This window comes from Pseudomonas sp. B22129, from assembly GCF_044218875.1.
Classification (GTDB): domain Bacteria; phylum Pseudomonadota; class Gammaproteobacteria; order Pseudomonadales; family Pseudomonadaceae; genus Aquipseudomonas.
The window spans coordinates 1,911,712-1,935,460 of sequence record NZ_CP162592.1 but is presented as its reverse complement, the minus strand read 5'-3'; the positions used below and the strand labels follow the sequence as shown (position 1 = coordinate 1,935,460).

18 protein-coding genes are annotated in these 23,749 nt (G+C 61.1%); 15 read left to right on the top strand and 3 right to left on the bottom strand.

What is annotated here, in order from left to right; translation table 11 throughout:
• Positions 1-13 precede the first annotated feature (13 nt).
• The 4 genes from AB4P94_RS08775 (at position 14) to AB4P94_RS08760 (ending at position 3,397) form a co-directional block, all read left to right on the top strand.
• A complete protein-coding gene (locus tag AB4P94_RS08775) occupies positions 14-979 on the top strand; it encodes an L-carnitine dehydrogenase (protein ID WP_395610223.1) in 966 nt (321 codons plus the stop codon).
• A 126-nt stretch (positions 980-1,105) separates the two neighbouring features.
• Positions 1,106-1,585 carry a thioesterase family protein gene (locus AB4P94_RS08770; RefSeq protein WP_395610222.1) on the top strand — a complete coding sequence of 160 codons (480 nt, stop codon included), beginning with the start codon at positions 1,106-1,108 and terminating at the stop codon, positions 1,583-1,585.
• A 9-nt stretch (positions 1,586-1,594) separates the two neighbouring features.
• Positions 1,595-2,755, top strand: coding sequence for a gamma-butyrobetaine dioxygenase (locus AB4P94_RS08765; RefSeq protein WP_395610221.1), 1,161 nt, complete (start codon positions 1,595-1,597; stop codon positions 2,753-2,755).
• A 378-nt stretch (positions 2,756-3,133) separates the two neighbouring features.
• Positions 3,134-3,397: a hypothetical protein gene (locus AB4P94_RS08760; RefSeq protein WP_078739492.1), complete on the top strand. Its 264-nt coding sequence runs from the start codon at positions 3,134-3,136 to the stop codon at positions 3,395-3,397.
• 106 nt (positions 3,398-3,503) lie between these two features.
• On the opposite strand, the gene AB4P94_RS08755 is transcribed toward AB4P94_RS08760, so the two are convergent.
• Positions 3,504-4,607, bottom strand: coding sequence for a GlxA family transcriptional regulator (locus AB4P94_RS08755; protein ID WP_005792167.1), 1,104 nt, complete (start codon positions 4,605-4,607; stop codon positions 3,504-3,506).
• Between the two features lie 516 nt (positions 4,608-5,123).
• Positions 5,124-6,500: an L-serine ammonia-lyase gene (locus AB4P94_RS08750; protein ID WP_395610220.1), complete on the bottom strand. Its 1,377-nt coding sequence runs from the start codon at positions 6,498-6,500 to the stop codon at positions 5,124-5,126.
• A gap of 414 nt (positions 6,501-6,914) precedes the next feature.
• On the opposite strand from AB4P94_RS08750, the gene AB4P94_RS08745 reads away from it, so the two are divergent.
• The 3 genes from AB4P94_RS08745 to choV all read left to right on the top strand — a co-directional run bounded on the left by AB4P94_RS08745 (position 6,915) and on the right by choV (position 9,949).
• The gene (locus AB4P94_RS08745; RefSeq protein ID WP_395610219.1) at positions 6,915-7,862 is read left to right on the top strand and encodes a choline ABC transporter substrate-binding protein; all 948 of its coding nucleotides are present in this window, start codon (positions 6,915-6,917) and stop codon (positions 7,860-7,862) included.
• Positions 7,863-7,928: 66 nt separating this feature from the next.
• A complete protein-coding gene (choW, locus tag AB4P94_RS08740) occupies positions 7,929-8,774 on the top strand; it encodes a choline ABC transporter permease subunit (RefSeq protein ID WP_017139374.1) in 846 nt (281 codons plus the stop codon).
• On the top strand, positions 8,771-9,949 hold the full coding sequence (gene choV, locus AB4P94_RS08735) for a choline ABC transporter ATP-binding protein (protein WP_106575606.1): 1,179 nt from the start codon (positions 8,771-8,773) through the stop codon (positions 9,947-9,949). Before choW ends, choV begins: the two co-directional genes overlap by 4 nt.
• Before the next feature lie 157 nt (positions 9,950-10,106).
• Here choV and AB4P94_RS08730 read toward each other — a convergent pair whose 3' ends face one another.
• Positions 10,107-12,041, bottom strand: a complete 1,935-nt coding sequence (locus AB4P94_RS08730) for a BCCT family transporter (RefSeq protein WP_395611312.1) — start codon at positions 12,039-12,041, stop codon at positions 10,107-10,109.
• 391 nt (positions 12,042-12,432) lie between these two features.
• On the opposite strand from AB4P94_RS08730, the gene betI reads away from it, so the two are divergent.
• The 8 genes from betI (at position 12,433) to dbpA (ending at position 23,591) form a co-directional block, all read left to right on the top strand.
• Positions 12,433-13,026, top strand: a complete 594-nt coding sequence (gene betI / locus AB4P94_RS08725; RefSeq protein WP_016972880.1) for a transcriptional regulator BetI — start codon at positions 12,433-12,435, stop codon at positions 13,024-13,026.
• Positions 13,027-13,137: 111 nt separating this feature from the next.
• Positions 13,138-14,610: a betaine-aldehyde dehydrogenase gene (gene betB, locus AB4P94_RS08720; RefSeq protein ID WP_395610218.1), complete on the top strand. Its 1,473-nt coding sequence runs from the start codon at positions 13,138-13,140 to the stop codon at positions 14,608-14,610.
• Positions 14,611-14,804: 194 nt separating this feature from the next.
• Positions 14,805-16,499, top strand: a complete 1,695-nt coding sequence (gene betA / locus AB4P94_RS08715; protein ID WP_395610217.1) for a choline dehydrogenase — start codon at positions 14,805-14,807, stop codon at positions 16,497-16,499.
• Positions 16,500-16,708: 209 nt separating this feature from the next.
• Positions 16,709-18,151 carry a TldD/PmbA family protein gene (locus AB4P94_RS08710; protein ID WP_395610216.1) on the top strand — a complete coding sequence of 481 codons (1,443 nt, stop codon included), beginning with the start codon at positions 16,709-16,711 and terminating at the stop codon, positions 18,149-18,151.
• On the top strand, positions 18,151-19,467 hold the full coding sequence (locus tag AB4P94_RS08705; RefSeq protein ID WP_395610215.1) for a TldD/PmbA family protein: 1,317 nt from the start codon (positions 18,151-18,153) through the stop codon (positions 19,465-19,467). The genes AB4P94_RS08710 and AB4P94_RS08705 overlap by 1 nt, the downstream gene beginning before the upstream one ends.
• A gap of 300 nt (positions 19,468-19,767) precedes the next feature.
• Positions 19,768-20,658, top strand: coding sequence for an alpha/beta fold hydrolase (locus tag AB4P94_RS08700; RefSeq protein ID WP_395610214.1), 891 nt, complete (start codon positions 19,768-19,770; stop codon positions 20,656-20,658).
• A gap of 37 nt (positions 20,659-20,695) precedes the next feature.
• Positions 20,696-22,123, top strand: a complete 1,428-nt coding sequence (mdtD, locus tag AB4P94_RS08695) for a multidrug transporter subunit MdtD (RefSeq protein ID WP_395610213.1) — start codon at positions 20,696-20,698, stop codon at positions 22,121-22,123.
• Between the two features lie 130 nt (positions 22,124-22,253).
• The gene (gene dbpA, locus AB4P94_RS08690) at positions 22,254-23,591 is read left to right on the top strand and encodes an ATP-dependent RNA helicase DbpA (RefSeq protein WP_256681411.1); all 1,338 of its coding nucleotides are present in this window, start codon (positions 22,254-22,256) and stop codon (positions 23,589-23,591) included.
• Positions 23,592-23,749: the final 158 nt, after the last annotated feature.

The window sequence follows — 23,749 nt, the reverse complement described above, 5'->3', positions numbered from 1 at the left end:
CAGGACTGTCGCCATGAGCTTTATCACCGAAATCAAAACCTTCGCCGCCCTCGGCAGCGGTGTCATCGGCAGCGGCTGGGTATCCCGCGCCCTCGCCCACGGCCTGGATGTAGTGGCCTGGGACCCGGCGCCCGGCGCTGAAGCCGCGTTGCGCAAACGTGTCGCCAACGCCTGGGGCGCCCTGGAGAAACAAGGCCTGGCACCCGGCGCGTCTCAGGGCCGCCTGCGTTTTGTGGCCACCATCGAAGAATGCGTGAAGGACGCCGACTTCATCCAGGAAAGCGCCCCGGAACGCCTGGAACTGAAGCTGGAACTGCACAGCAAGATCAGCGCCGCCGCCAAGCCGAATGCATTGATTGGTTCGAGCACGTCGGGCCTGTTGCCGAGCGAGTTCTACGAGGGTTCGACCCACCCGGAACGCTGCGTGGTCGGCCACCCGTTCAACCCGGTTTACCTGCTGCCGCTGGTGGAAGTCGTCGGCGGCAAGAACACCGCGCCGGAGGCTATTCAAGCGGCAATCAAAGTCTATGAATCCCTCGGCATGCGCCCGCTACATGTGCGTAAGGAAGTGCCAGGCTTTATCGCCGACCGCCTGCTTGAAGCGCTGTGGCGCGAGGCGCTGCATTTGGTGAACGACGGCGTGGCCACCACCGGCGAAATCGACGACGCGATTCGCTTTGGCGCGGGCCTGCGCTGGTCGTTCATGGGTACTTTCCTGACCTACACCCTGGCGGGTGGCGACGCAGGCATGCGGCACTTCATGGCGCAATTTGGCCCGGCGTTGCAGTTGCCCTGGACTTACCTGCCAGCACCGGAACTGACCGACAAGTTGATCGACGATGTGGTGGACGGCACCAGCGATCAGCTGGGCAAACACAGCATTTCGGCGCTGGAGCGCTATCGTGATGATTGCCTGCTGGCGGTGCTGGAGGCGGTGAAAACCACCAAAGAAAAACACGGCATGAGCTTCGCTGAGTAACTAATGTGGGAGCGGGCTTGCTCGCGAATGCGGTGGATCAGTCACGAATGCTCCAACTGACACACCGTATTCGCGAGCAAGCCCGCTCCCACATTTTAGATCGAGTACATTTCTGGGATTTATGCCATGCCTGCACTGACCACCTACACCACCCACATCCAGCCCGACTGGGTGGACTACAACGGCCACTTGCGCGATGCGTTCTACCTGCTGATCTTCAGCTACGCCACCGACGCGCTGATGGACACGCTCGGGCTTACCAGTGAAAACCGCGAAGCCAGCGGCCATTCGCTGTTCACTCTGGAGCTGCACCTGAACTACCTGCACGAAGTGAAACTCGGCGCCGAGGTGCAGGTGCATACCCAACTGATCGCCCATGACGCCAAGCGCCTGCACCTCTATCACAGCCTGCACCTGGTGGGCGACGAGAAGGAATTGGCGGGCAATGAACAGATGCTGCTGCACGTCGACCTCGCCGGCCCGCACTCGGCGCCGTTCACCGAGGCCACGCTGGAAAAACTAGCTGCCATCAGCGCTGAACAGGCCGGCCTTGCGCGCCCTGCCCTGCTCGGCCGGGTAATTGGATTGCCACCCAAAAAACAATAAGGAGCCACCATGCAAACCGCCGCCGCTGTTGCCGATTTTCGTACTTACCCAAAAATCAGCGACCTCGCGGATGCGCGAGTGCTGGAGGATCAGATCCTTGTGCAGTGGGCGGATGGAAGGGCCAGCCCGTTTCATCACCAGTGGCTGCGCGACAACTGCCCGTGTACGCAATGCGTGTACAGCGTGACCCGTGAACAGGTGCTGGAAATCGTCGATGTGGACGAACACCTCAGCGCCGTCAGCGCGCACATTGATCAGGGTTTTCTCAGTGTGCAATGGAGCGGCGGTCATCACAGCCGTTACGACCCTGGCTGGCTGCGCGCCCACGCCTACGACGATGAATCACGCGCCGAGCGCCGCGCGGCAAAGCCCAAATCCCGGCTGTGGGACCATACTTTCTCGCTACCGGTTTTCGACTATGCCGCCGTGATGGAAGACCCCAAGGCGTTGTTGCAATGGCTGCTGGCCGTGCGCGACAGTGGCCTGACGCAAATCCGTGGTGTGCCCACCGAACCCGGCTCGCTGGCGCTGATCGCCAAGCGCATTTCGTTTATCCGCGAGAGCAACTTCGGCGTGCTGTTCAACGTGCAATCCAAAGCCGACGCGGACAGTAATGCCTACACCGCTTTCAACCTGCCCCTGCACAGCGATTTGCCGACACGAGAGCTGCAACCGGGGCTGCAATTTCTGCATTGCCTGGTGAACGATGCCGACGGTGGCGAGAGTATTTTTGTCGACGGGTTTGCCATCGCCCAAGCCTTGCGCGCGGAAGACCCCGAGGCGTTTCGCGCGTTGTGTGAAATCCCGGTGGAGTTTCGCAATAAAGACCGTCACAGCGACTACCGGCGACTGGCGCCGATCATTGCGCTGGATGCTTTGGGCGATGTGGCGGAGATTCGCATGGCCAACTTTCTGCGTGGGCCATTTGAAGCCAGTGTGGAGCAGATGCCGTTGTTGTATCGGGCTTATCGGCGGTTTATTGCGATGACGCGGGAGGCGCGTTTTCGTCTCGTCAAACGTTTGAATCCGGGTGAGCTGTGGTGCTTTGATAATCGGCGGACGTTGCACGCGCGCAATGCGTTTGATCCGGCGTCGGGGGCCCGGCATTTTCAGGGGTGTTACATCGACCGGGATGAGTTGCTCTCGCGTATTTTAGTGTTACAGCGGTAGACCGAGGCGCGGCCTTCGCGAGCAAGCCCGCTCCCACATTTTGACCGAGTTTCACCTTTGAAATGCAGTCAAATGTGGGAGCGGGCTTGCTCGCGAAGAGGCCGGCAGCAGCACCACAAATCTCAGGGCAAAAAAAGCCCCGATCAAGCCGTGACAGGATCGGGGCAGAGCGCTGGGTGTGAGCGTGACATCCCGAGGGTGACCAAACCTTCAAGCTGCTTGCAGGCATTCAGTGTGCCTTTTACTTCTGTCGGTAAATGACCCGAAAACGACCTGTTCATAGCCATCAGAGCCATTCACTGATTCTGCCCTTGCCCACCGGCTGATGGCCTACCAGAATCCAATTCAGACCCCGCTCCCTACACCAGGATAAACGTCATGATGCACGCGGATTTGATTGACCAGGATGACCTGCTGGGCCACCTGCGCTCGCTGGGTTTTGAAGTGTCCAGTGGCGCCACTGCCGAACAGGCTTGCGAGTGCGCAGTGCGCGGTTTGAGCGCGGCCCGGGCCAAAGCCCTCAAGGGCATGGTGGAGCAGATGTACACCGGCAGTGCGACGATCTTGCCGGCGGTGAGGCAGGCGATTGACAAGCAGTTGTTGCCGGCTCTTGTGCAGTTCAAGCAGAGCTCTGGCGCCTGATAGACCGCTTTCGCGAGCAAGCCCGCTCCCACATTCGACTGCATTCCAACGTTGGAACTCGGTCAAATGTGGGAGCGGGCTTGCTCGCGAATGCAGGCGACTCGGTCTAGAGCCTTACACTGGCAAACGTCGACTCATTACGCGCCTGGCTCAGCGCTGACATCGGCCCCGACAACGGTGACAACACCAGCGCCTGCGGAATCGGCATCATCGCCACTTGCTGGGTCGTATTGGAACCTACACGCTCATCCCGTGGCGGAATGCCGAAGTATTCGCGGTAGCACTTGGAGAAGTGCGGCGTGGACACAAACCCGCACACCGACGCCACTTCGATGATCGACATCGGCGTCTGCTTGAGCAACTGCCGCGCACGGATCAGGCGCAACTTCAGGTAATAACGCGAGGGAGAGCAATGCAGGTATTTCTGGAACAGGCGCTCCAGCTGACGCCGCGATACGGCGACGTACACCGCCAGTTCGTCCAGGTCGATCGGCTCTTCCAGGTTGGCTTCCATCAGCGCGACGATTTCCTGCAGCTTCGGCTGGTTGGTGCCAAGCATGTGCTTGAGCGGCACGCGTTGGTGATCCTGTTCGTTGCGGATGCGCTCGTACACGAACATTTCCGAGATGGCCGCCGACAGTTCACGGCCGTGGTCACGGCTGATCAGGTGCAGCATCATGTCCAGCGGCGCAGTGCCGCCCGAGCTGGTGAAGCGGTTACGGTCGAGGGTGAACAGGCGTGTGCTCATGGCCACGCGCGGGAACGCCTCCTGCATCGACGCCAGGCATTCCCAGTGCACGCTGCAATCAAAACCATCCAGCAAACCCGCGCAGGCCAGGGCCCAACTGCCGGTGCACACCGCGCCAAGGCGACGGGACTGGCGCGCCTGGCTTTGCAGCCACGACACATGCTCACGGGTAACGGTGCGTTGGATACCCACGCCGCCGCACACAATCACAGTGTCCAGGGCCGGGGCTTTGTGCATGGAGGCATCGGGGGTGATTTGCAGGCCGTCGCTGGCCCACACCTGGTTACCGTCGACACTCAAAGTCGTCCAGCGGTACAGCTCGCGGCCGGACAGCTGGTTGGCCATGCGCAGCGGTTCCACGGCGGACGCCAGGGAAATCAGCGTGAAATTGTCCAGCAGCAAAAAGCCGATGGATTGAGGCGCACGGTTCTGGGGTTGGGCCCCGGAGTTGAACGACGTCATCGCGGTATCTCCTCACACAAAGCGGGTGATGGCCTCAGGCGAGGCTCTTGTTATTGCGCTCGTCTCCTGCGAGGAGCGAGGCTTTGAATTGATAGAGCAAATGCCATGCCTAAAGTTGAATGGCCATCCAATAACTCCTGAAAACGACCTGATGACGCGTCTATATAAGCCCGCGCGGGGAGTACGGGATAGGGCTCGAAATGGACGTCAGACCGGCCCCGCCCACGGGGTGTGAGCAGATCGGTAGCACTTGTGGGAAGGCGCTTTGCGGGCATGGGAGAAGTCTGTCACCGCTCGCACGGATGACAGGTGGTCAGGCGCAGAATCGTTCGGAAGCTACTTATCTGTTTGCGACGCGCTAAAAGGTGGCGCTTTTGGATCCGGGTGTTCACTTTCTGCGCAGTGGTGCTCCCTTGTGGCGAGCGAGCTTGCTCGCGCTGGAGTGCGAAGCGCTCCCCAGATTTTGGGGCCGCTACGCAGCCCAGCGGGAGCAAGCTCCCTCGCCACAAAAGCAGGTCAGCATTCGACGGCACTCACCGCCAACCCACCCCGCGATGTCTCTTTGTACTTGTCATGCATGTCCGCCCCGGTATCGCGCATGGTGCGGATCACCCGGTCCAGGGAGATAAAGTGCTGGCCGTCACCACGCAAGGCCATCTGCGCCGCGTTGATCGCCTTGACCGCTGCAATCGCATTGCGCTCGATGCACGGCACTTGCACCAAGCCGCCCACCGGGTCGCAGGTCAGGCCGAGGTTATGTTCCAGGCCGATTTCCGCCGCGTTGCACAACTGCTCCGGCGTGGCGCCGAGGATCTCCGCCAGCCCAGCCGCCGCCATCGCACACGCCGAACCGACCTCACCCTGGCAACCGACTTCGGCGCCGGAGATCGAGGCGTTCTTTTTACACAGAATCCCCACCGCCGCCGCGCCGAGCAGGTAGTCAACCACGTTGGCTTCTGTGACCTCTTCACTGAACTTCATAAAGTAGTGCAACACCGCCGGGATGATCCCCGCCGCGCCATTGGTCGGCGCCGTGACCATGCGCCCGCCCGCTGCGTTTTCCTCGTTCACCGCCAGGGCGAACAGGTTGACCCATTCCATGGCGCTCAGGGTCGAGCCAATCACATTGGGCTTGTTCAGCTCCTGCAAGCTGCGGTGCAGCTTGGCAGCACGGCGGCGCACGTTGAGGCCGCCGGGCAGGATGCCTTCGTGTTTGAGGCCCTGCTCCACGCAGTCCTGCATGGCGCGCCAGAGCTTCATTAAACCGCTGCGGATTTCTTCTTCGGAGCGCCAGGTTTTCTCGTTGGCGAGCATCAACTCCGCGACGCGCAGGTTGTGGGTCTTGCACAGTTGCAACAGCTCCACCGCGCTGGAAAAGTCGTAAGGCAATTCGGTGCGGTCCATGTCGGCCACGCCGCTTTGGGCCTGGGCCTCATCCACCACAAAACCACCGCCGACGGAGTAGTAGGTGTCGCGGTGCAATTCGCCGCTATCGCCGAAGACCACCAGGGTCATGGCGTTGGGATGGAACGGCAGGTTTTCGTCGAGCAAGCGCATGTCACGCGCCCAGATGAAAGGCACCGGCAGGTAGCCGTCGAGCAGCAGGGTGTCGGTTTCACGCAGGGTGTGAATGCGCAGGCCGATTTGCGACGGGTCGATTGCGTCCGGCCACTCGCCCATCAAGCCCATGATGGTAGCGGTGTCGCTGCCGTGGCCGATGCCGGTGGCGGACAGCGAGCCATACAGCTGAACTTCGACACGCCGCACTTGTTCCAACACATCACGTTCACGCAACCCTTGAACGAACAACGCCGCGGCGCGCATGGGGCCGACGGTGTGAGAACTCGAAGGCCCGATGCCGATCTTGAACAGGTCGAAAACGCTGATAGCCATTGCCGTGCAACTCCTCGGGTGAACAGGCCTGGCACCACGGAGCTGCTACGCTCAGATCGCCCAGATGGCGGCATCATCAAGCTTTTATCCGTCATCACGGCGTCTCACACCGACGTGACCATGCTCACTAACGTCGCTCGCGGGCGATAAGGCGTTTTGGCCGTTTTTAGCGGTGCAGATCGGCAAAAACTGCAGTTTTGCCGTTGGAAAAATCTGTAAGCGACGTCACCGACACTGGATACGACCATCCCTGTACTGGATACGACGCCCCCTGTAGGCGTCAGATTTTCACTGGTACATGATCAGTCTCGACTCGTTTGCAAGGCACCGTGCCGTCGCTTCACCGCACGCACCAACCGCAACCCTTATAAAGCGCGGCGCAGGCCGCCAGAAAAAACACAGGAGTCTAGCCCCATGAAAGGTTCACCCCAGTTGTTGTTGGCCGCCATGTTGAGTCTGCCAGTCCTGGCGCACGCTGCAGAACCGGCACAATGTCAGACCGTCAACTTCTCCGATGTCGGCTGGACCGACATCACCGTGACCACCGCCACCACCAGTGAAATCCTCAAGGGTCTGGGCTACAAACCGCGCACCACGATGATTTCGGTGCCGGTGACTTACAAGTCGCTGGCTGATGGCAAGAACATGGACATCTTCCTCGGCAACTGGATGCCGACCATGGAAAACGACATCAAGCAGTACCGTGATGCCGGCACCGTGGAAACCGTTCGCGCCAACCTTGAGAACGCCAAATACACCCTGGCCGTGCCCGAGGAGCTGTACAACAAGGGCCTGAAAGACTTCGCCGACATCGTCAAATTCAAGGATGAGCTGGGCGGCAAGATCTACGGGATCGAGCCGGGTAACGACGGCAACCGCACCATTCAGACCGTGATCGACAAGAACCAGTTTGGTTTGAAAGACGCGGGCTTCAAGGTCGTGGAATCCAGCGAAGCCGGAATGCTCTCGCAGGTGGAACGCGCCACCAAACGCGGCCAGGCCATCGTGTTCCTCGGCTGGGAACCGCACCCAATGAACACCCGCTTCAAGATGAAGTACCTGACCGGCGGTGACGATTCGTTCGGCCCCAACTACGGCCAGGCCACCATCTATACCAACACCCGCAAGGGCTACACCCAGGAATGCAGCAACGTTGGCCAGCTGCTGAAAAACCTGGTGTTCACGCTGAACATGGAAAGCTCGCTGATGGGCAATGTCCTGGACGACAAGATGAAGCCCGATGCCGCCGCGAAAGCCTGGCTGCAGAAAAACCCGCAAGTGCTCGACACCTGGCTCGCCGGTGTGACAACCGTTGATGGCAAACCGGGTCTGGAGGCCGTCAAAGCTTATCTCGCCAAGTAATCGCTGACCCCGGGGCGGTGCGCTGCCCCGGGATGTTTTCCCCTTCGCATGTGGACATTCACTACCATGCTGACTGAACAGAAAATCCCACTAGGCCAGTACATCGCTGCCTTCGTCGAATGGTTGACCAAACATGGTGCCAACTACTTCGACGCTATCGCATCGACCCTGGAAACGATGATCCACGGCGTGACGTTTGCGCTGACCTGGTTCAATCCGCTGGCATTGATCGGTCTGATTGCGCTGCTGGCTCACTTTATTCAACGTAAATGGGGCCTGACTGTCTTTGTCATCGCCTCCTTCCTGCTGATCCTCAACCTGGGGTACTGGCAGGAAACCATGGAAACCCTCGCCCAGGTGTTGTTCGCCACCCTGGTCTGCGTGGTCATCGGTGTGCCGCTGGGCATTGTTGCCGCGCACAAACCGCTGTTCTACACCATGATGCGGCCGGTGCTCGATCTGATGCAGACCGTACCGACCTTCGTCTACCTCATCCCAACCCTGACCCTCTTCGGGCTGGGTGTGGTGCCCGGCCTGATTTCCACGGTGGTGTTCGCGATTGCCGCGCCGATCCGCCTGACCTACCTGGGTATCCGCGATGTACCGCAAGAGTTGATGGACGCCGGCAAGGCCTTTGGCTGCTCGCGCCGTCAGTTGCTCTCGCGCATTGAACTGCCCCACGCCATGCCGAGCATTGCCGCCGGCATTACCCAATGCATCATGCTGTCGTTGTCGATGGTGGTGATCGCGGCCCTGGTGGGCGCCGACGGCCTCGGCAAGCCGGTGGTCAACGCACTCAACACCGCCGACATTGCCCTGGGCTTTGAAGCCGGCCTGGCAATCGTGTTGCTGGCCATCATGCTCGACCGCATCTGCAAACAACCCGACGCCAAAGTAGGGGGTGATGCATGAGCATTATCCGATTCGACAATGTCGATGTGATCTTCTCCAAAGACCCGCGCGAAGCCTTGAAGCTGCTGGACCAGGGGATGCACCGCAACGAAATCCTGAAAAAGACCGGGCAGATTGTTGGCGTTGAAAAAGCCAGCCTGGACATCGAAAAAGGCGAGATCTGCGTGCTGATGGGCCTGTCGGGCTCCGGCAAATCCAGCTTGCTGCGCTGCATCAACGGCCTCAACACCGTGAGCCGTGGCCAGCTGTTTGTGGAGCATGAAGGCCGTCAGATCGACATCGCCTCGTGCACCCCCGCCGAACTGAAAATGATGCGCACCAAGCGCATCGCCATGGTGTTCCAGAAGTTCGCCCTGATGCCTTGGCTGACGGTGCGCGAGAACATCAGCTTCGGCCTGGAAATGCAGGGCCGCCCGGAGAAAGAACGGCGCGCGCTGGTGGATGAAAAGCTCGAACTGGTGGGCCTGGCCCAGTGGCGCAACAAGAAGCCGGATGAGCTGTCCGGCGGTATGCAGCAGCGCGTCGGCCTGGCCCGCGCCTTGGCGATGGACGCCGACATCCTGCTGATGGACGAACCCTTCTCGGCCCTCGACCCGTTGATTCGCCAAGGCCTGCAAGACGAATTGCTGGAGCTTCAGCGCAAGCTGAGCAAGACCATCGTGTTTGTGAGCCACGACCTCGATGAGGCGCTGAAACTGGGCAGCCGTATCGCGATCATGAAAGACGGCAAGATCATCCAGTACAGCGTGCCGGAAGAGATCGTGCTGAACCCGGCGGATGACTATGTGCGTACCTTCGTCGCCCATACCAACCCGCTGAACGTGTTGTGCGGCCGCAGCCTGATGCGCACGTTGGACAACTGCACGCGGGTTAACGGCTCAGTGTGCCTCGATCCGGGCGGCGATTCCTGGCTGGACCTGGCCGAAGGCAACACGATCCAGGGCGCCCGCCAGAATGGCGCGGTGATGAACCTGCAGAACTGGGCGCCGGGGCAAGCCGTGGAAGGTTTGGGCCGGGTACCGACACTGGTGGATTCGAATATCGGCATGCGCGATGCGCTGCAGATTCGGTACCACACGGGGAACAAGCTGGTGTTGCACAACAACAACCAGGTGGTGGGGATTCTGGGGGATAGCGAGCTGTACCACGCACTGCTCGGCAAAAACCTGGGCTGAGGTCCAACTGAAGGAATGCGATCAATGTGGGAGCTGGCTTGCCTGCGATAGCTTCAGTGAATTCACTAGAGCTATCGCAGGCAAGCCAGCTCCCACAGTTGACCGCATTCCAATCAGGAAACAGCGGCGCCAGTGACGGCGCCGCCAAGCTCAACCATCAGCTATAGACACGGCCAAGGAGCTGCCGATGGCTTTCAAACTGATCGAGCACGTCCCGGGTGATCTGTTCCTGGGCAAAGCCCATCAGGTCATATTCCTGAGGCCCGTTGTGCAGGTACACCTCGGCACGGTAGTAGCGGGTGCGCTCTTCTTCAGGCACGTCACTGGGCGCCGACGAGTAAGCATCCAGGCTCACTTCGTAGACAAACGGGTTGCCCTCTTCCATCTCGATGCGCACACCAATGCAGCGCTTGGACTTACCGAGCAAGGTCTGCACTTCCAGCCCCTGATCACGCAACGCGGTCGCCGCCTCTTCCAGCGCCGGCGTCACGTGTTTGTCCATAAAGCGTTGCACCGTCCCTTGGCTTGGTTGCAGGTCCAGCGCAGTCAAACGCTCGCTGAAACCCCGACGGCCACGCTCGGCCAATTGCGCCTGCTCCTGTTCGATTGCGACGTCTTGGCGCATGGCCTTGTGCAAACCGAACATGAAGAAAATCAGCACCACCGAGAACGGCAGCCCCGCCAGCACCACCATGGTTTGCATGGCTTCGAAGTTGCCGGCAAACAACAGACCGATGGTCACCAGAGTGATCACCGCCGACCAGAAGATCCGCAGCCAGTGCGGTGCATCTTCGTCCACGTTGCCACCTTTGCAGGAAAGGTTGGCCATCATCACCGCGCCGGAATCCGCCGGGGTCAGGAACAGCACGAAGCCCACAAAGATCGACACACCGATGACGATTTTCGACGCCGGGTAATGCTCAAGCAGTTGGTAGATGGCCATCGACGGTTGTTCCAGCGCCGTCTTGCCCAACTCCACGGCACCGTGGTTCAGCACCAGGTCCAAGGCCGAGTTACCGAAAATCGACAACCACGCGAGGGTAAAGCCCAGCGGGATCAGCAGCACGCCAGCCACCAGCTCACGCACCGTGCGACCACGGGAAATACGCGCGATGAACATGCCCACGAATGGCGCCCAGGAAATCCACCAGGCCCAGTAGAACAGGGTCCACAGGCCCATCCAGCGTTCGGTCTTGTCGGCGTCGCCTTCGTACACATACAGGTCGAAGGTTTTCAGCACGAGGCCATTCATGTAGTCGCCGATGTTCTGCACAAAGCCGTTGAGCAAATGCAGGGTCGGGCCGAACAACAGCACAAAGATCAGCAAACCGCTGAACAGCACGATGTTGAGGTTGGACAGGCGGCGAATGCCGTTCTCCACACCCGACACGGCGGCGATGGTCGCCACGGTGCTCATCACGATAATCACGATCAGCAGGTTGGTGTTGCTGTGCTGCATGCCGAACAGGTTTTCAAGGCCCGACGACACTTGCATCGAACCAATCCCCAGGTTCGTCACCAGACCGAGCAGCGTCACGAACATGCCGAAACCGTCCACCGCGTGGCCGGCCGCACCTTTCACCCAACGCTCGCCCACCAGCGGGTAGAGTGCCGAGCGCAAGGCCAGCGGCTGGTTGTGACGGTAGGCGAAATACGCCACAGCCAGGCCGACCAGCGCATAAATCGCCCAGCCGTGCAGGCCCCAGTGCAGGAACGTCAGTTGCAACGCCTGGCGGGCGGCACCATTGCTGGCGGCCGCGCCTTCGGGCGGGTTGAAGTAGTGGTCCAGCGGCTCGGAAGCGCCGAAGTACAGCAGCGAAATGCCGATGCCGGACGAGAACAACATGCCGGCCCAGGCGCCGTAGCTGAAGTCCGGGGTGTCGTCCTTGCTGCCCAGTTTCAACTTGCCGTAGGACGAAAACGCCAGGCCAACCACAAACACCAGGTAAGCGGCGATGACCACCATGTAGTACCAGCCAAAGCTTTTCGAAAGCCAGGCCTGTGCTACGCCAAGCATGCGCCCGGCCTCCTGCGGGGCGATGATCAGAATGGCGGTCAACAACAGAATGAGCGCGGTGGAGGTGTAGAACACCCAACCGTTGACCCGGACCTTTTCCGGCGGGGTCTTTATAAGAGAGGCAGAACTCATGGCGCAGATGCTCCGGGCAGTGCGAGAGAGAAACACAAGGCAACGGTTATCCCGGGACATCGATTTTTCGGCAGTCGACGGACGGGTGTTATAAAGACACCCCGAAAATTCTCGAACCCCGCCGAAGCGGTGGCCAGGCCCTGATACGGCCTGTTTCAAGGGTTTTTGCAGGTGCCATCTGGCGCCGCTCTCAGATAGGAAATATCTGTAGGCAGCGACCATTTGTCGCAGATCTTATTCTTTGTTGATTGAACGTTCAATCAAAACAAAATAGACTGGCCCTCAAGCCGACGGACGTTTATCGCCCATCGGCAGGCCTAAGGAGAGGTGCTACATGCCCAAGGTCGGTATGCAACCCATACGCCGCCAGCAGTTGATCGAAGCCACCTTGACGGCCATCGATCAGGTCGGAATGGGGGATGCCAGCATTGCGCTGATCGCCCGTTTGGCCGGCGTTTCGAACGGCATCATCAGTCACTACTTTCAGGACAAGAACGGCCTGATCGCCGCGACGATGCGGTACTTGATGAATGTGCTGATCGAGAACGTCCACGAACGCAGGCTTGCGCTTACGGATGACAGCCCCCGTGCCCACCTGCAGGTGATCATCGGCGGCAACTTCGACGCCAGCCAGGTCAACGGCCCGGCAATGAAAACCTGGTTGGCCTTCTGGGCCACCAGCATGCACCACCCGTCTTTGCACAGGTTGCAGCGGATCAACGATCACCGTCTGTATTCCAACCTGTGCTGCCAGTTCCGCCGTGTGCTGCCGCTGGAAGATGCACGCAGCGCAGCCCGGGGCCTGGCGGCGTTGATCGACGGTTTGTGGTTGCGCGGCGCCCTGTCGGGAGACGCTTTCGACACGGAGCAGGCGCAACGGATCGCTTACGAATACATGGATTTCCAATTGGCCAAGCAGGTGAGTTAGAGCACACATAACCGCTCAGCCCCTGAACTGCTGTCGCTCAGTGTTGCCAGACCCTTATGGCCCCACTTTTCGGCGGTTAACGCCAACCACTTATGCACTTGCGAGGACTTTATGGCCCGTTTCGAACTGCAAAAACTCTACATTGACGGCGGCTACAGCGACGCTGGCAGCGATGCCACCTTCGAAGCCATCAACCCGGCTAACGGTGAAGTTCTCGCCCAAGTGCAACGCGCTACGAAAGACGACGTTGAACGTGCCGTGGTCAGCGCCGAAAAAGGCCAGAAAATCTGGGCCGCCATGACCGCCATGGAGCGTTCGCGCATCCTGCGCCGTGCCGTCGACATCCTGCGCGAGCGCAACGATGAACTGGCCGCGCTGGAAACCCTGGACACCGGTAAAGCCTTCTCCGAAACCCAATACGTCGACATCGTGACCGGCGCTGACGTGCTGGAATACTACGCAGGCCTGGTGCCCGCCATCGAAGGCGAGCAGATCCCGCTGCGCGACACCTCCTTCGTCTACACCCGTCGCGAGCCGCTGGGCGTGGTTGCCGGTATCGGCGCGTGGAACTACCCGATCCAGATCGCCCTGTGGAAATCCGCACCGGCCCTGGCCGCCGGTAACGCGATGATCTTCAAGCCAAGCGAAGTCACCTCGCTGACCACCCTGAAACTGGCCGAGATCTACACCGAAGCCGGCGTTCCAGCGGGCGTGTTCAACGTACTGACCGGCAGCGGCCGTGAAGTCGGCACGTGGCTGACCGAGCACCCGCGCATCGAGAAAGTCTCGTTCACCGGCGGCACCGACACCGGCAAGAAAGTCATGGCCAGCGCGTCGAGCTCCTCGCTCAAGGAAGTGACCATGGAACTGGGCGGCAAGTCCCCGTTGATCATTTTCGACGACGCCGACCTCGACCGCGCCGCCGACATCGCGATGATGGCCAACTTCTACAGCTCCGGCCAGGTCTGCACCAACGGCACGCGTGTGTTTGTGCCCAAGCACCTGCAAGCGGCGTTCGAAGCCAAGATTGCCGAGCGCGTTGCACGCATCCGCGTTGGCAACCCGCAAGACGAAAACACCAACTTCGGCCCACTGGTCAGCTTTGCCCACATGGAAAGCGTGCTGGGTTACATCGCCAAAGGTAAGGAAGAAGGCGCCCGCGTCCTGTGCGGCGGCGACCGCCTGACCGACGGCGAATTCGCCAAAGGCGCGTTCGTGGCCCCGACCGTGTTCACCGACTGCACCGACGAGATGACCATCGTGCGTGAAGAAATCTTCGGCCCGGTGATGAGCATCCTCACCTATGAAACCGAAGAAGAAGTGATCCGCCGCGCCAACGACACCGACTTCGGCCTGGCCGCAGGTCTTGTGACCAAAGACCTGAACCGCGCCCACCGCGTGATTCATCAGCTGGAAGCGGGTATCTGCTGGATCAACGCCTGGGGCGAGTCCGACGCGAAGATGCCGGTCGGTGGCTACAAGCAATCCGGTGTGGGCCGTGAGAACGGCATCAGCTCGCTGAACAACTTCACCCGCATCAAATCGGTACAGGTTGAGCTGGGCGACTACGCCTCGGTGTTCTAAGACCCTGAAGTCTGGAATGGCCAATGTGGCGAGCGGGCTTGCCCCGCGTTGGGCTGCGAAGCAGCCCCACTCCAGACACCGCAAGCTTTCAGATAAATCTCGATCGCTGATTTTACGACTGCTGCGCAGTCGAACGGGGGACAAGCCCCCTCGCCACAACAGCGACCTGAGTCATCTCCAAAGAGGGTGCATTTATGTCCCAAGAATACGACTACATCATTGTGGGTGCCGGCTCCGCCGGTAACACCCTGGCGACCCGTCTGACCGAAGACGAAGGCGTCACCGTCCTGCTGCTGGAAGCCGGCGGCCCGGATTACCGCTTTGACTTCCGCACGCAAATGCCCGCCGCCCTGGCGTTCCCGCTGCAAGGCCGCCGCTACAACTGGGCCTACGAAACCGACCCTGAGCCACACATGGACGGCCGCCGCATGGAATGTGGTCGCGGCAAGGGCCTGGGTGGCTCGTCCTTGATCAACGGCATGTGCTACATCCGTGGCAACGCCATGGACTACGACAACTGGTCGAAACTGCCAGGCCTGGAAAACTGGACCTACCTGGACTGCCTGCCGTATTTCCGCAAGGCCGAAACCCGCGACATCGGCCCTAACGACTACCACGGTGGCGAAGGCCCGGTCAGCGTGACCACGCCTAAAGCCGGCAACAACCCGCTGTTCCACGCGATGGTTGAAGCGGGCGTTCAGGCCGGCTACCCGCGCACCGACGACTTGAACGGTTACCAGCAAGAAGGCTTCGGCCCGATGGACCGTACCGTCACGCCCAAAGGCCGTCGCGCCAGCACTGCGCGCGGTTATCTGGACACGGCTAAAAAGCGCTCGACACTGACCATCGTCACCCACGCCCTCACCGACAAAGTACTGTTCGAAGGCAAGCGTGCCGTTGGCGTGCGTTACCTGATCGGCGCCGCCGAAGAGCGCGTTGAAGCCCGCGCCCGCAAAGAAGTATTGGTGTGCAGCGGCGCAATCGCTTCGCCGCAACTGCTGCAACGCTCCGGCGTTGGCCCGGCCAAATTGCTGGAAAGCCTCGACATCCCGGTGGTCCACGACCTTCCGGGCGTCGGCGAAAACCTGCAGGACCACCTTGAGCTGTACCTGCAATACGCGTGCACCCAACCGGTGTCGCTGTACCCGTCGCTGCTCTGGTACAACCAGCCAGCCATCGGCGCCGAGTGGCTGTTCAACGGCACCGGCATCGGCGCGAGCAACCAGTTCGAAGCGGGCGGTTTTATCCGCACCCGCGAAGAATTCGATTGGCCGAACATCCAGTATCACTTCCTGCCGGTGGCGATTAACTACAACGGCAGCAACGGTGTGAAAGAGCACGGCTTCCAGGCGCACATGGGTTCCATGCGTTCGCCGAGCCGTGGTCGCATCCAGCTGAAGTCGAAGAACCCACGGGACTACCCGAGCATCCTCTTCAACTACATGGCCACCGAGCAGGACTGGCAGGAATTCCGCGACGGCATCCGCCTGACCCGTGAAATCATGCAACAGCCGGCACTCGACCAGTACCGTGGCCGTGAAATCAGCCCGGGCATTGACGTGCAAACCGATGAACAGTTGGACAAGTTCATCCGTGAGCACGCCGAGACTGCGTTCCACCCGTCCTGCTCGTGCAAGATGGGCACCGACGACATGGCCGTCGTGGATGGCGAAGGCCGCGTGCATGGCATGCAGGGGCTGCGCGTTGTGGATGCGTCGATCATGCCGATCATCACCACCGGCAACCTGAATGCGCCAACGATCATGATCGCCGAGAAAATCGCCGACAAGATCCGTGGCCGCCAGCCACTGCCGCGCAGCACCGCCGACTACTACGTGGCCGGCGATGCGCCGGTACGTGGCAAGCCGCTGCGTGAAATCGCGCAGTAACTGAAACACCCTGTGGCGAGCGGGCTTGCCCCGCGTTGGAGTGCGTAGCGCTCCCAAGATTTTTGGGGCCGCTGCGCAGCCCAACGCGGGGCAAGCCCGCTCGCCACAATAGTTCACCTGCCACAAATGGTTGCCTTGCCTTGATCAGCTCCCAGCCCAGGCCTACTCTGTCTGCCTGCCCGCGACGAGCCGCCCACAAGGAAGGCCCCATGTTCGACAAACACGCCACACTCAAACAGCATTTCGGTGCCCTGCGCACCGCCGCCGAATTCTTCTCGTTACGCTACGTACGCGAATCCGGCCAATACCTGTCAGTCCGTAAAAACGTCGCCGCGCCCCCCCACCTGAACCACGACGAAGGCGCCATGCTCACCGTGCGTCTCAACGGCGTGGAAGTGTACGCCGCGACCAACGACATTTCCCTGGCCGGCCTGCAAGCCGCCCTCGAACGTGCCGAAGCCCAGGCCCGGCTGATCAAGCCTCACGCGCTGCTCGACTTGCAGACGCAGCACGTGTCCAGCGACGTCGCCGACTACCTGTCGCCCGACCTCGACCAGCCCTTCCCGTCCTTGAGCGACTGCTACCAATTGCTCGGCAGCGAGTCCGCCGCCGTGCCCAAGGACGAGCGTTTGGTGAGCTGGGAAGTCAGCCTGGGGCTGACCCACGTCGAGCAGATTTACCTCAACAGTGCCGGCGCCGAATTGCGCCAGGCCCAGCGTTTTGTCTTTCCCGGCGTCAACGTCACCGCCTACGACGGCAATGACAGCCAGACCCGCACCCTGGGCGGCAGCAACTTCGGCCAGCAAGGCGGCTTTGACGTGATCAGCCGCTTCGGCCTGATCGGCGCCGCGCCGCGTATCGCCGACGAAGCCTTGCAGCTGCTGCTCGCGCCGAACACCCCCAACGGCCCGCGCGACTTGCTGTTGATGCCCGACCAGATGATCCTGCAGATCCACGAATCCATCGGCCACCCGTTGGAACTCGACCGTATCCTCGGTGACGAGCGTAATTACGCCGGCACCAGCTTTGTGAAAGCCAGCGACTTCGGCCACCTGCAATATGGCTCGCCCTTGCTCAACGTGACCTTCGACCCGGACATTCCCGAACAGTTGGCCAGCTACGGCCATGACGACGAAGGCACCCCGGCCAGCAAACAATTCCTGATTCGCGAAGGCTTGTTGCTCAAACCGCTGGGCGGCGCGCTGTCGCAATTCCGTTCGGGCATGAGCGGCGTCGCCAACAGCCGTGCCAGCAGCTGGAACCGCCCGCCGATCGATCGCATGGCCAACCTGAATATCGAAGCCGGCGATCAGAGCCTTGCGCAACTGATTGGCGGCATCGAAAACGGCATCCTGATGTCGACCAACCGTTCGTGGTCCATCGACGATGCCCGCAATAAATTCCAGTTTGGCTGCGAATGGGGCCAGTTGATCGAAAACGGTGAACTCAAGGGCGTGGTGAAAAACCCCAACTACCGGGCGATTTCCGCGCAGTTCTGGCGCAACCTCAGCGCCGTCGGGGATGCCAGCACCTTCAAGGTGCTGGGCACGCCGAACTGCGGCAAGGGCGAGCCGAACCAGGTGATCCGCGTGGGCCACGCCTCGCCGGCCTGTGTGTTCAGCCATGTCGACGTATTTGGGGGAGAGGCCTGATGAATCATTTCAAGGCACTGGTGGACTGGCTCAAAGAGGCTGTCACCGACAAGGAACAATTTCACCTGGGCTACGCCGATGAGGCGTCCGAATTCGTGCGCTTCAACCACGCGCAGGTGCGCCAGGCCGGACAAGTGCAACAGGCCAGCCTGAATCTGAAACTGATCGACGACGGCCGCCACGCCGACCTGGGCATCACCCTGTCCGGCGAGCCGGAACTGGATCGCCAACGCCTCGCCGATGGCCTGCAACAACTGCGCGAAACCTTGCCGTTGCTGCCGCAGGACCCGTATCTGCTGCTCAATCACACGGCCTGGCAAAGCAACAATGAACAGACCCGGCCCCTGCCGGAACTGGCTCAGGTGCTGGAAGACATCAGCCAAGCGGCAGAAGGCGTCGATCTCGTCGGTTTCTACGCCGCAGGTCCGATCACCCGTGGCTTTGCCAGCTCCGACGGCGCATTCGGCTGGCACCGCGCCAATAGCTTCAACTTTGATTTCAGCCTGTTCCACGCCAATGGCGAGGCCGTCAAAGCCAGCTACGCCGGGCACACCTGGAACAGCACCGAGTTCGCCGCACGCTTCCAGTTGGCCCGCGAGCAACTGGAATTCCTCGGCCGCCCGCTGCACACCCTGGCGCCGGGGCAATACCGCGCCTACCTTGCCCCGGCGGCGCTGGAAGAAATTTTCAGCATCATTACCTGGGGCGGTTTTTCCGCCCAGGCCATCGCCAGCAAAGGCAGTTCCTTGCAAAAGCTCTACGCCGATGAGCAGTCGTTAAGCCCGCTGGTCACCGTCAGCGAGCAGATCAGCGGCTCCCTCAGCCAGGCGTTTTCCACCGAGGGCTACCCGCGCGGTGATGTCACGCTGATCAAGGACGGCAAGGCCGAGGGGCAGTTGATCAACTCACGCAGCGCCGCCGAATATGGCCTGAGCACCAACGGCGCCAGCAGTGATGAATCCCCCAGCGCCTTGCAAGTGGCGGCCGGCACTTTGGCCCAGGCGGATATCCTCAAGGCACTGGGCACCGGACTGTACATCAGCAACCTGTGGTACCTGAACTACTCCGACCTGCCCGCCGCCCGCCTGACCGGCATGACACGCTTTGCCACGTTCTGGGTGGAAGACGGCGAGATCAAGGCACCGGTCAGCACCATGCGGTTTGATGACAGCGTTTACAGCCTGCTAGGTTCGCAGCTCGAAGCGTTGACGGCTGAGCGGGAGTTGTTGCTGTCGGCGAGTACGTACAGCCAGCGTAATACCGCGTCAAACTTGCTGCCGGGCGCATTGGTAAAACGCCTTACGCTAACCTTGTAACCACCTCAAATCCCCTGTGGGAGCGGGCTTGCTCGCGAAGGCGGTGTGTCAGTCAATGGATCTGTTAACTGACACACCGCCTTCGCGAGCAAGCCCGCTCCCACAGGGGTTCTCGCCGCATTCATACATCGTTGTCCCTCCCAGTCCTACCACCCTTTCTCTTCTTCTCTGCCTGCGCACACGGCCAGTTGTCGCCTGTAAAAAACCTCGTTATAAGGGTTAGTGGCATCCCGCCATACCACCCACGTGCATGCGCGTGTGCACGACCTTGCCCAGGATAGGGCAAGCTGGAGCGTTGACATGAACCATGGAAGTTTTGTCATTGAAAAGCTGTTCAAGCACTACAACGTTCACATCGAGAGGCTGGGCAACGACCCGAATAAAAAGACCGTCCTGTTGGTCAACGGGGCGCTGTCTACCACTCGCTCATTTGCCCGTACCAGCAAGTGCCTGGCCGAGCATTTCAATGTTTTGCTGTTCGACCTGCCGTTCTCCGGCTACTCGCGCGAGCACAATACCGACCTCGACCTGGTGACCAAGGACGACGAGGTACAAATCCTCCGCGCACTGGTGGAGCGCTTCCAGGTCAACCACCTGGTGTCGGCCTCCTGGGGCGGCATCTCCACCCTGCTGACCCTCGCCCACAACCCGCCTTCCATCGAAAGCTCGGTGGTGATGGCCCTGGCGCCCAACCTTAACCAAGCCATGCTCGATTACGTGGAGCGGGTACGCGTGCTGATCGAGGCCGACGACAAATCCGCCGTCGGGCACTTACTCAACGAGACGGTCGGCAAATACCTGTCGCCGCGCCTCAAGCGCAACAACCACCGCCACCTGTCGAACATGGCCACCACCGAGTACCGCCAGGCGCGTTTTCATATCCATCAGGTGCTGGGCCTGGGCGATGGCAACTACCTGCCGGCGCTCAAGCAGATCGAAACGCCGGTGCATTTCCTCAACGGCACGCTCGACGAATACACCCCCGCCGCCGACGCTCAGCGGTTCAAAGACTACGTGGGCCGCAGCACGTTTGCCGTCGCCGAACATACGGGTCACCTGCTCGATCTGGAGTCCCGCGAAGCGGCGCTGTCGGTGCACCGGGCGCTGCTGGATTTTCTGGTGGGCAAGCACGCAAAGTTGTCAGATTTAGACGAACCGCCTGTGGGAAAAGGAGCGATGGATGGCGCATAATCGCCGACACATAGCCTGCTAACAAAAAAGGTTCCTCATGCCGAATCGCGTCCCGCTCGATGCCAAGACCGCCCGCTGGCTGCCCTGGGTGGTGGCGATTGCCTTCTTCATGCAATCGCTGGATGGGACGATTCTGAACACAGCATTGCCGGCCATGGCCCGGGACCTCGCGGAAAACCCGCTGCGCATGCAAGGGGTGGTGATCGCCTACATGCTCACCGTCGCCTTGCTGATCCCGGCCTCGGGCTGGGTCGCCGACCGCTTCGGTACCAAGAAAATCTTTTTTGGCGCGATCATGCTGTTCACCATCGGCTCACTGTTATGTGCCCTGTCCAGCAGCTTGACCATGCTGGTCGGCGCGCGGGTGATCCAGGGCCTGGGCGGCGCGTTGATGCTGCCGGTCGGGCGGCTTGTCGTGCTACGGGCTTACCCGCGCTCCGAACTGGTGCGCATCATGGGCTTCATCACCATTCCCGGCCTGCTCGGCCCCCTGCTCGGCCCGACTATGGGCGGCTGGATGGTGCAATACCTGACCTGGCACTGGATCTTCCTGATCAACCTGCCCGTGGGCATGATCGGCTGCTACGCCGTGTGGAAACTCATCCCCGACCTGCGCGGCAGCGAGCGCACGCGTTTCGACAGCGTGGGTTTCATGCTGTTTGGCGCGGCGATGGTGCTGATCACTATCGCCATGGAAGGCCTGGGCGAACTGCACTTGCCGCACCTGCGGGTGATGTTGCTGCTCTTCGGCGGGCTAGCGTGCCTCGCCGCGTACTGGCTGCGCGCCGGGCATATCGACAACCCGCTGTTTTCGCCGGTGCTGTTCAAGACACGCACCTTTGCCGTGGGCATCCTTGGCAACCTGTTCGCTCGGCTGGGCAGCGGCGCCCTGCCGTTTCTGGTGCCCCTGCTGTTGCAGGTGGCGCTGGGCTATTCGCCGTCCGAAGCGGGGATGAGCATGTTGCCGCTGGCGGCGGCGGCGATGTTTGCCAAGTCCATCGCGCGTACGCTGATTGAGCGCTTGGGCTACCGTATCGTACTGACCGGCAACACCCTGTTCCTGGGCATCATGCTCGCCAGCATGGGCCTGGTCAGTGAACACACGCCCTACCCGCTCTTGCTGTGCATGCTAGCGATTCTGGGGGCGATCAACTCCCTGCAATTCACCGCAATGAACACCGTCACCCTGATCGACCTGGACGACGCCCAGGCCAGCAGCGGCAACAGTTTGCTCTCGGTAGTGGCGCAATTGTCCCTCAGCCTGGGCGTAGCGTGCGCCGGTGCACTGCTCGGCGGGTTTACCGCCGAGACCGGCAATGACGGTGTAGAAAGCGTGCTCGGCGCCTTCCAGCTGACCTTCCTCACCGTGGGCATCATGGCAATGCTGGCGGCGGCGATTTTCTTGCAACTGTCGCCCACCGACGGCAAACGGGTGATCAGCCGCGAGCACGATCTCGAGCATTAACCGGCTTCCCGTCTAGAACTTGCGGGGAAAATCCTGCGGGGCTGGTACACTGCGCAACATTTTGTTTTGCAGAGCCAGTCCCGTGACTACCATCGCCACCGCTTTTAATACTTTGCCCCTGTCCGCCGCCATGCTGGCTAACCTCGACTCGCTGGGTTACGTCGAGATGACGCAGATCCAGGCGCAAAGCTTGCCGGTGATCCTCAAGGGGCTGGACCTGATTGCCCAGGCCAAGACCGGCAGCGGCAAGACCGCCGCCTTCGGCATCGGCCTGTTGAACCCGATCAACCCGCGCTACTTCGGTTGCCAGGCGCTGGTGATGTGCCCGACCCGTGAGCTGGCCGACCAGGTCGCCAAGGAAATCCGCCGCCTGGCCCGTGCCGAAGACAACATCAAGGTGCTGACCCTGTGCGGCGGCGTGTCCCTCGGCCCGCAGATCGCCTCGCTGGAACACGGCGCCCACGTCATTGTTGGCACCCCCGGCCGCATCCAGCAGCACCTGCGCAAGGGTTCGCTGGTACTCGACGGCCTGAACACGCTGATCCTCGACGAAGCCGACCGCATGCTCGACATGGGCTTCTACGACGCCATCGAAGACATCATCAGCAAGACCCCGCCGCGCCGCCAGACCCTGCTGTTTTCGGCCACCTACCCGGTGAGCATCAAGCAGCTGGCGTCCAAGTTCATGCGCGCACCGCAACAGGTGAAAGCCGAAGCGTTCCACTCCGACGACCAGATCGAGCAGCGTTTCTACGAAATCTCGCCGGAAGAACGCATGGACGCCGTGACCAAGGTTCTGGCGCACTTCCGCCCGGCTTCTTGCGTGGCGTTCTGCTTCACCAAGCAGCAAGTGCAGGAAACCGTGGATCACCTGACGGCCAAGGGCATTTCCGCCGTCGGCCTGCATGGCGACCTGGAACAGCGCGACCGTGACCAGGTGCTGGCGATGTTCGCCAACCGCAGCACCTCGGTGCTGGTAGCCACTGACGTTGCGGCACGCGGCCTGGATATTGACGCGCTGGACATGGTGATCAACGTCGAACTGGCCCGCGACTCGGAAATCCACATCCACCGTGTGGGCCGTACGGGCCGCGCCGGTGAGACCGGCATCGCCATCAGCCTGGTGGCGCCGTCCGAAGCGCATCGCGCCCAAGCCATCGAGCAACTGCAGAAGTCGCCACTGAACTGGGACCAACTGGACAACCTCAAGCCGCAAAGCGGTGGCCCGCTGCTGCCGCAGATGAGCACCCTGTGCATCGCTGCCGGCCGTAAAGACAAGGTTCGCCCGGGCGACATCCTCGGCGCGCTGACCGGTGACGCCGGCATTCCAGGGGCCCAGGTGGGCAAGATTGCGATCTTCGATTTCCAGGCGTTTGTGGCCGTGGAACGCGGGATCGCCAAGCAGGCGTTGCAGCGCTTGAACGACGGCAAGATCAAGGGCCGTTCGTTGCGCGTTCGCATCCTGTAACAACCCCACCGCTCCCCTGTAGGAGCCGGGCTTTTTGTGGCGAGCGAGCTTGCTCGCGCTGGAGTGCGGAGCGCTCCCAGGATTTTTGGGGCCGCTACGCAGCCCAGCGGGAGCAAGCTCCCTCGCCACAACAAGCCAGCTCCCACATTTGATTGCAT

Excerpts from the sequence above, each read along its gene's own strand:
- AB4P94_RS08755 (WP_005792167.1), bottom strand. The coding sequence starts at position 4,607 with ATGACGTCGTTCAACTCCGGGGCCCAACCCCAGAACCGTGCGCCTCAA.
- AB4P94_RS08710 (WP_395610216.1), top strand. The coding sequence starts at position 16,709 with ATGTTCGACAAACACGCCACACTCAAACAGCATTTCGGTGCCCTGCGC.
- AB4P94_RS08775 (WP_395610223.1), top strand. The coding sequence starts at position 14 with ATGAGCTTTATCACCGAAATCAAAACCTTCGCCGCCCTCGGCAGCGGT.
- betA (WP_395610217.1), top strand. The coding sequence starts at position 14,805 with ATGTCCCAAGAATACGACTACATCATTGTGGGTGCCGGCTCCGCCGGT.
- AB4P94_RS08705 (WP_395610215.1), top strand. The coding sequence starts at position 18,151 with ATGAATCATTTCAAGGCACTGGTGGACTGGCTCAAAGAGGCTGTCACC.
- dbpA (WP_256681411.1), top strand. The coding sequence starts at position 22,254 with ATGCTGGCTAACCTCGACTCGCTGGGTTACGTCGAGATGACGCAGATC.
- betB (WP_395610218.1), top strand. The coding sequence starts at position 13,138 with ATGGCCCGTTTCGAACTGCAAAAACTCTACATTGACGGCGGCTACAGC.
- mdtD (WP_395610213.1), top strand. The coding sequence starts at position 20,696 with ATGCCGAATCGCGTCCCGCTCGATGCCAAGACCGCCCGCTGGCTGCCC.
- AB4P94_RS08770 (WP_395610222.1), top strand. The coding sequence starts at position 1,106 with ATGCCTGCACTGACCACCTACACCACCCACATCCAGCCCGACTGGGTG.
- choW (WP_017139374.1), top strand. The coding sequence starts at position 7,929 with ATGCTGACTGAACAGAAAATCCCACTAGGCCAGTACATCGCTGCCTTC.
- choV (WP_106575606.1), top strand. The coding sequence starts at position 8,771 with ATGAGCATTATCCGATTCGACAATGTCGATGTGATCTTCTCCAAAGAC.
- betI (WP_016972880.1), top strand. The coding sequence starts at position 12,433 with ATGCCCAAGGTCGGTATGCAACCCATACGCCGCCAGCAGTTGATCGAA.
- AB4P94_RS08745 (WP_395610219.1), top strand. The coding sequence starts at position 6,915 with ATGAAAGGTTCACCCCAGTTGTTGTTGGCCGCCATGTTGAGTCTGCCA.
- AB4P94_RS08765 (WP_395610221.1), top strand. The coding sequence starts at position 1,595 with ATGCAAACCGCCGCCGCTGTTGCCGATTTTCGTACTTACCCAAAAATC.
- AB4P94_RS08750 (WP_395610220.1), bottom strand. The coding sequence starts at position 6,500 with ATGGCTATCAGCGTTTTCGACCTGTTCAAGATCGGCATCGGGCCTTCG.
- AB4P94_RS08760 (WP_078739492.1), top strand. The coding sequence starts at position 3,134 with ATGATGCACGCGGATTTGATTGACCAGGATGACCTGCTGGGCCACCTG.
- AB4P94_RS08700 (WP_395610214.1), top strand. The coding sequence starts at position 19,768 with ATGAACCATGGAAGTTTTGTCATTGAAAAGCTGTTCAAGCACTACAAC.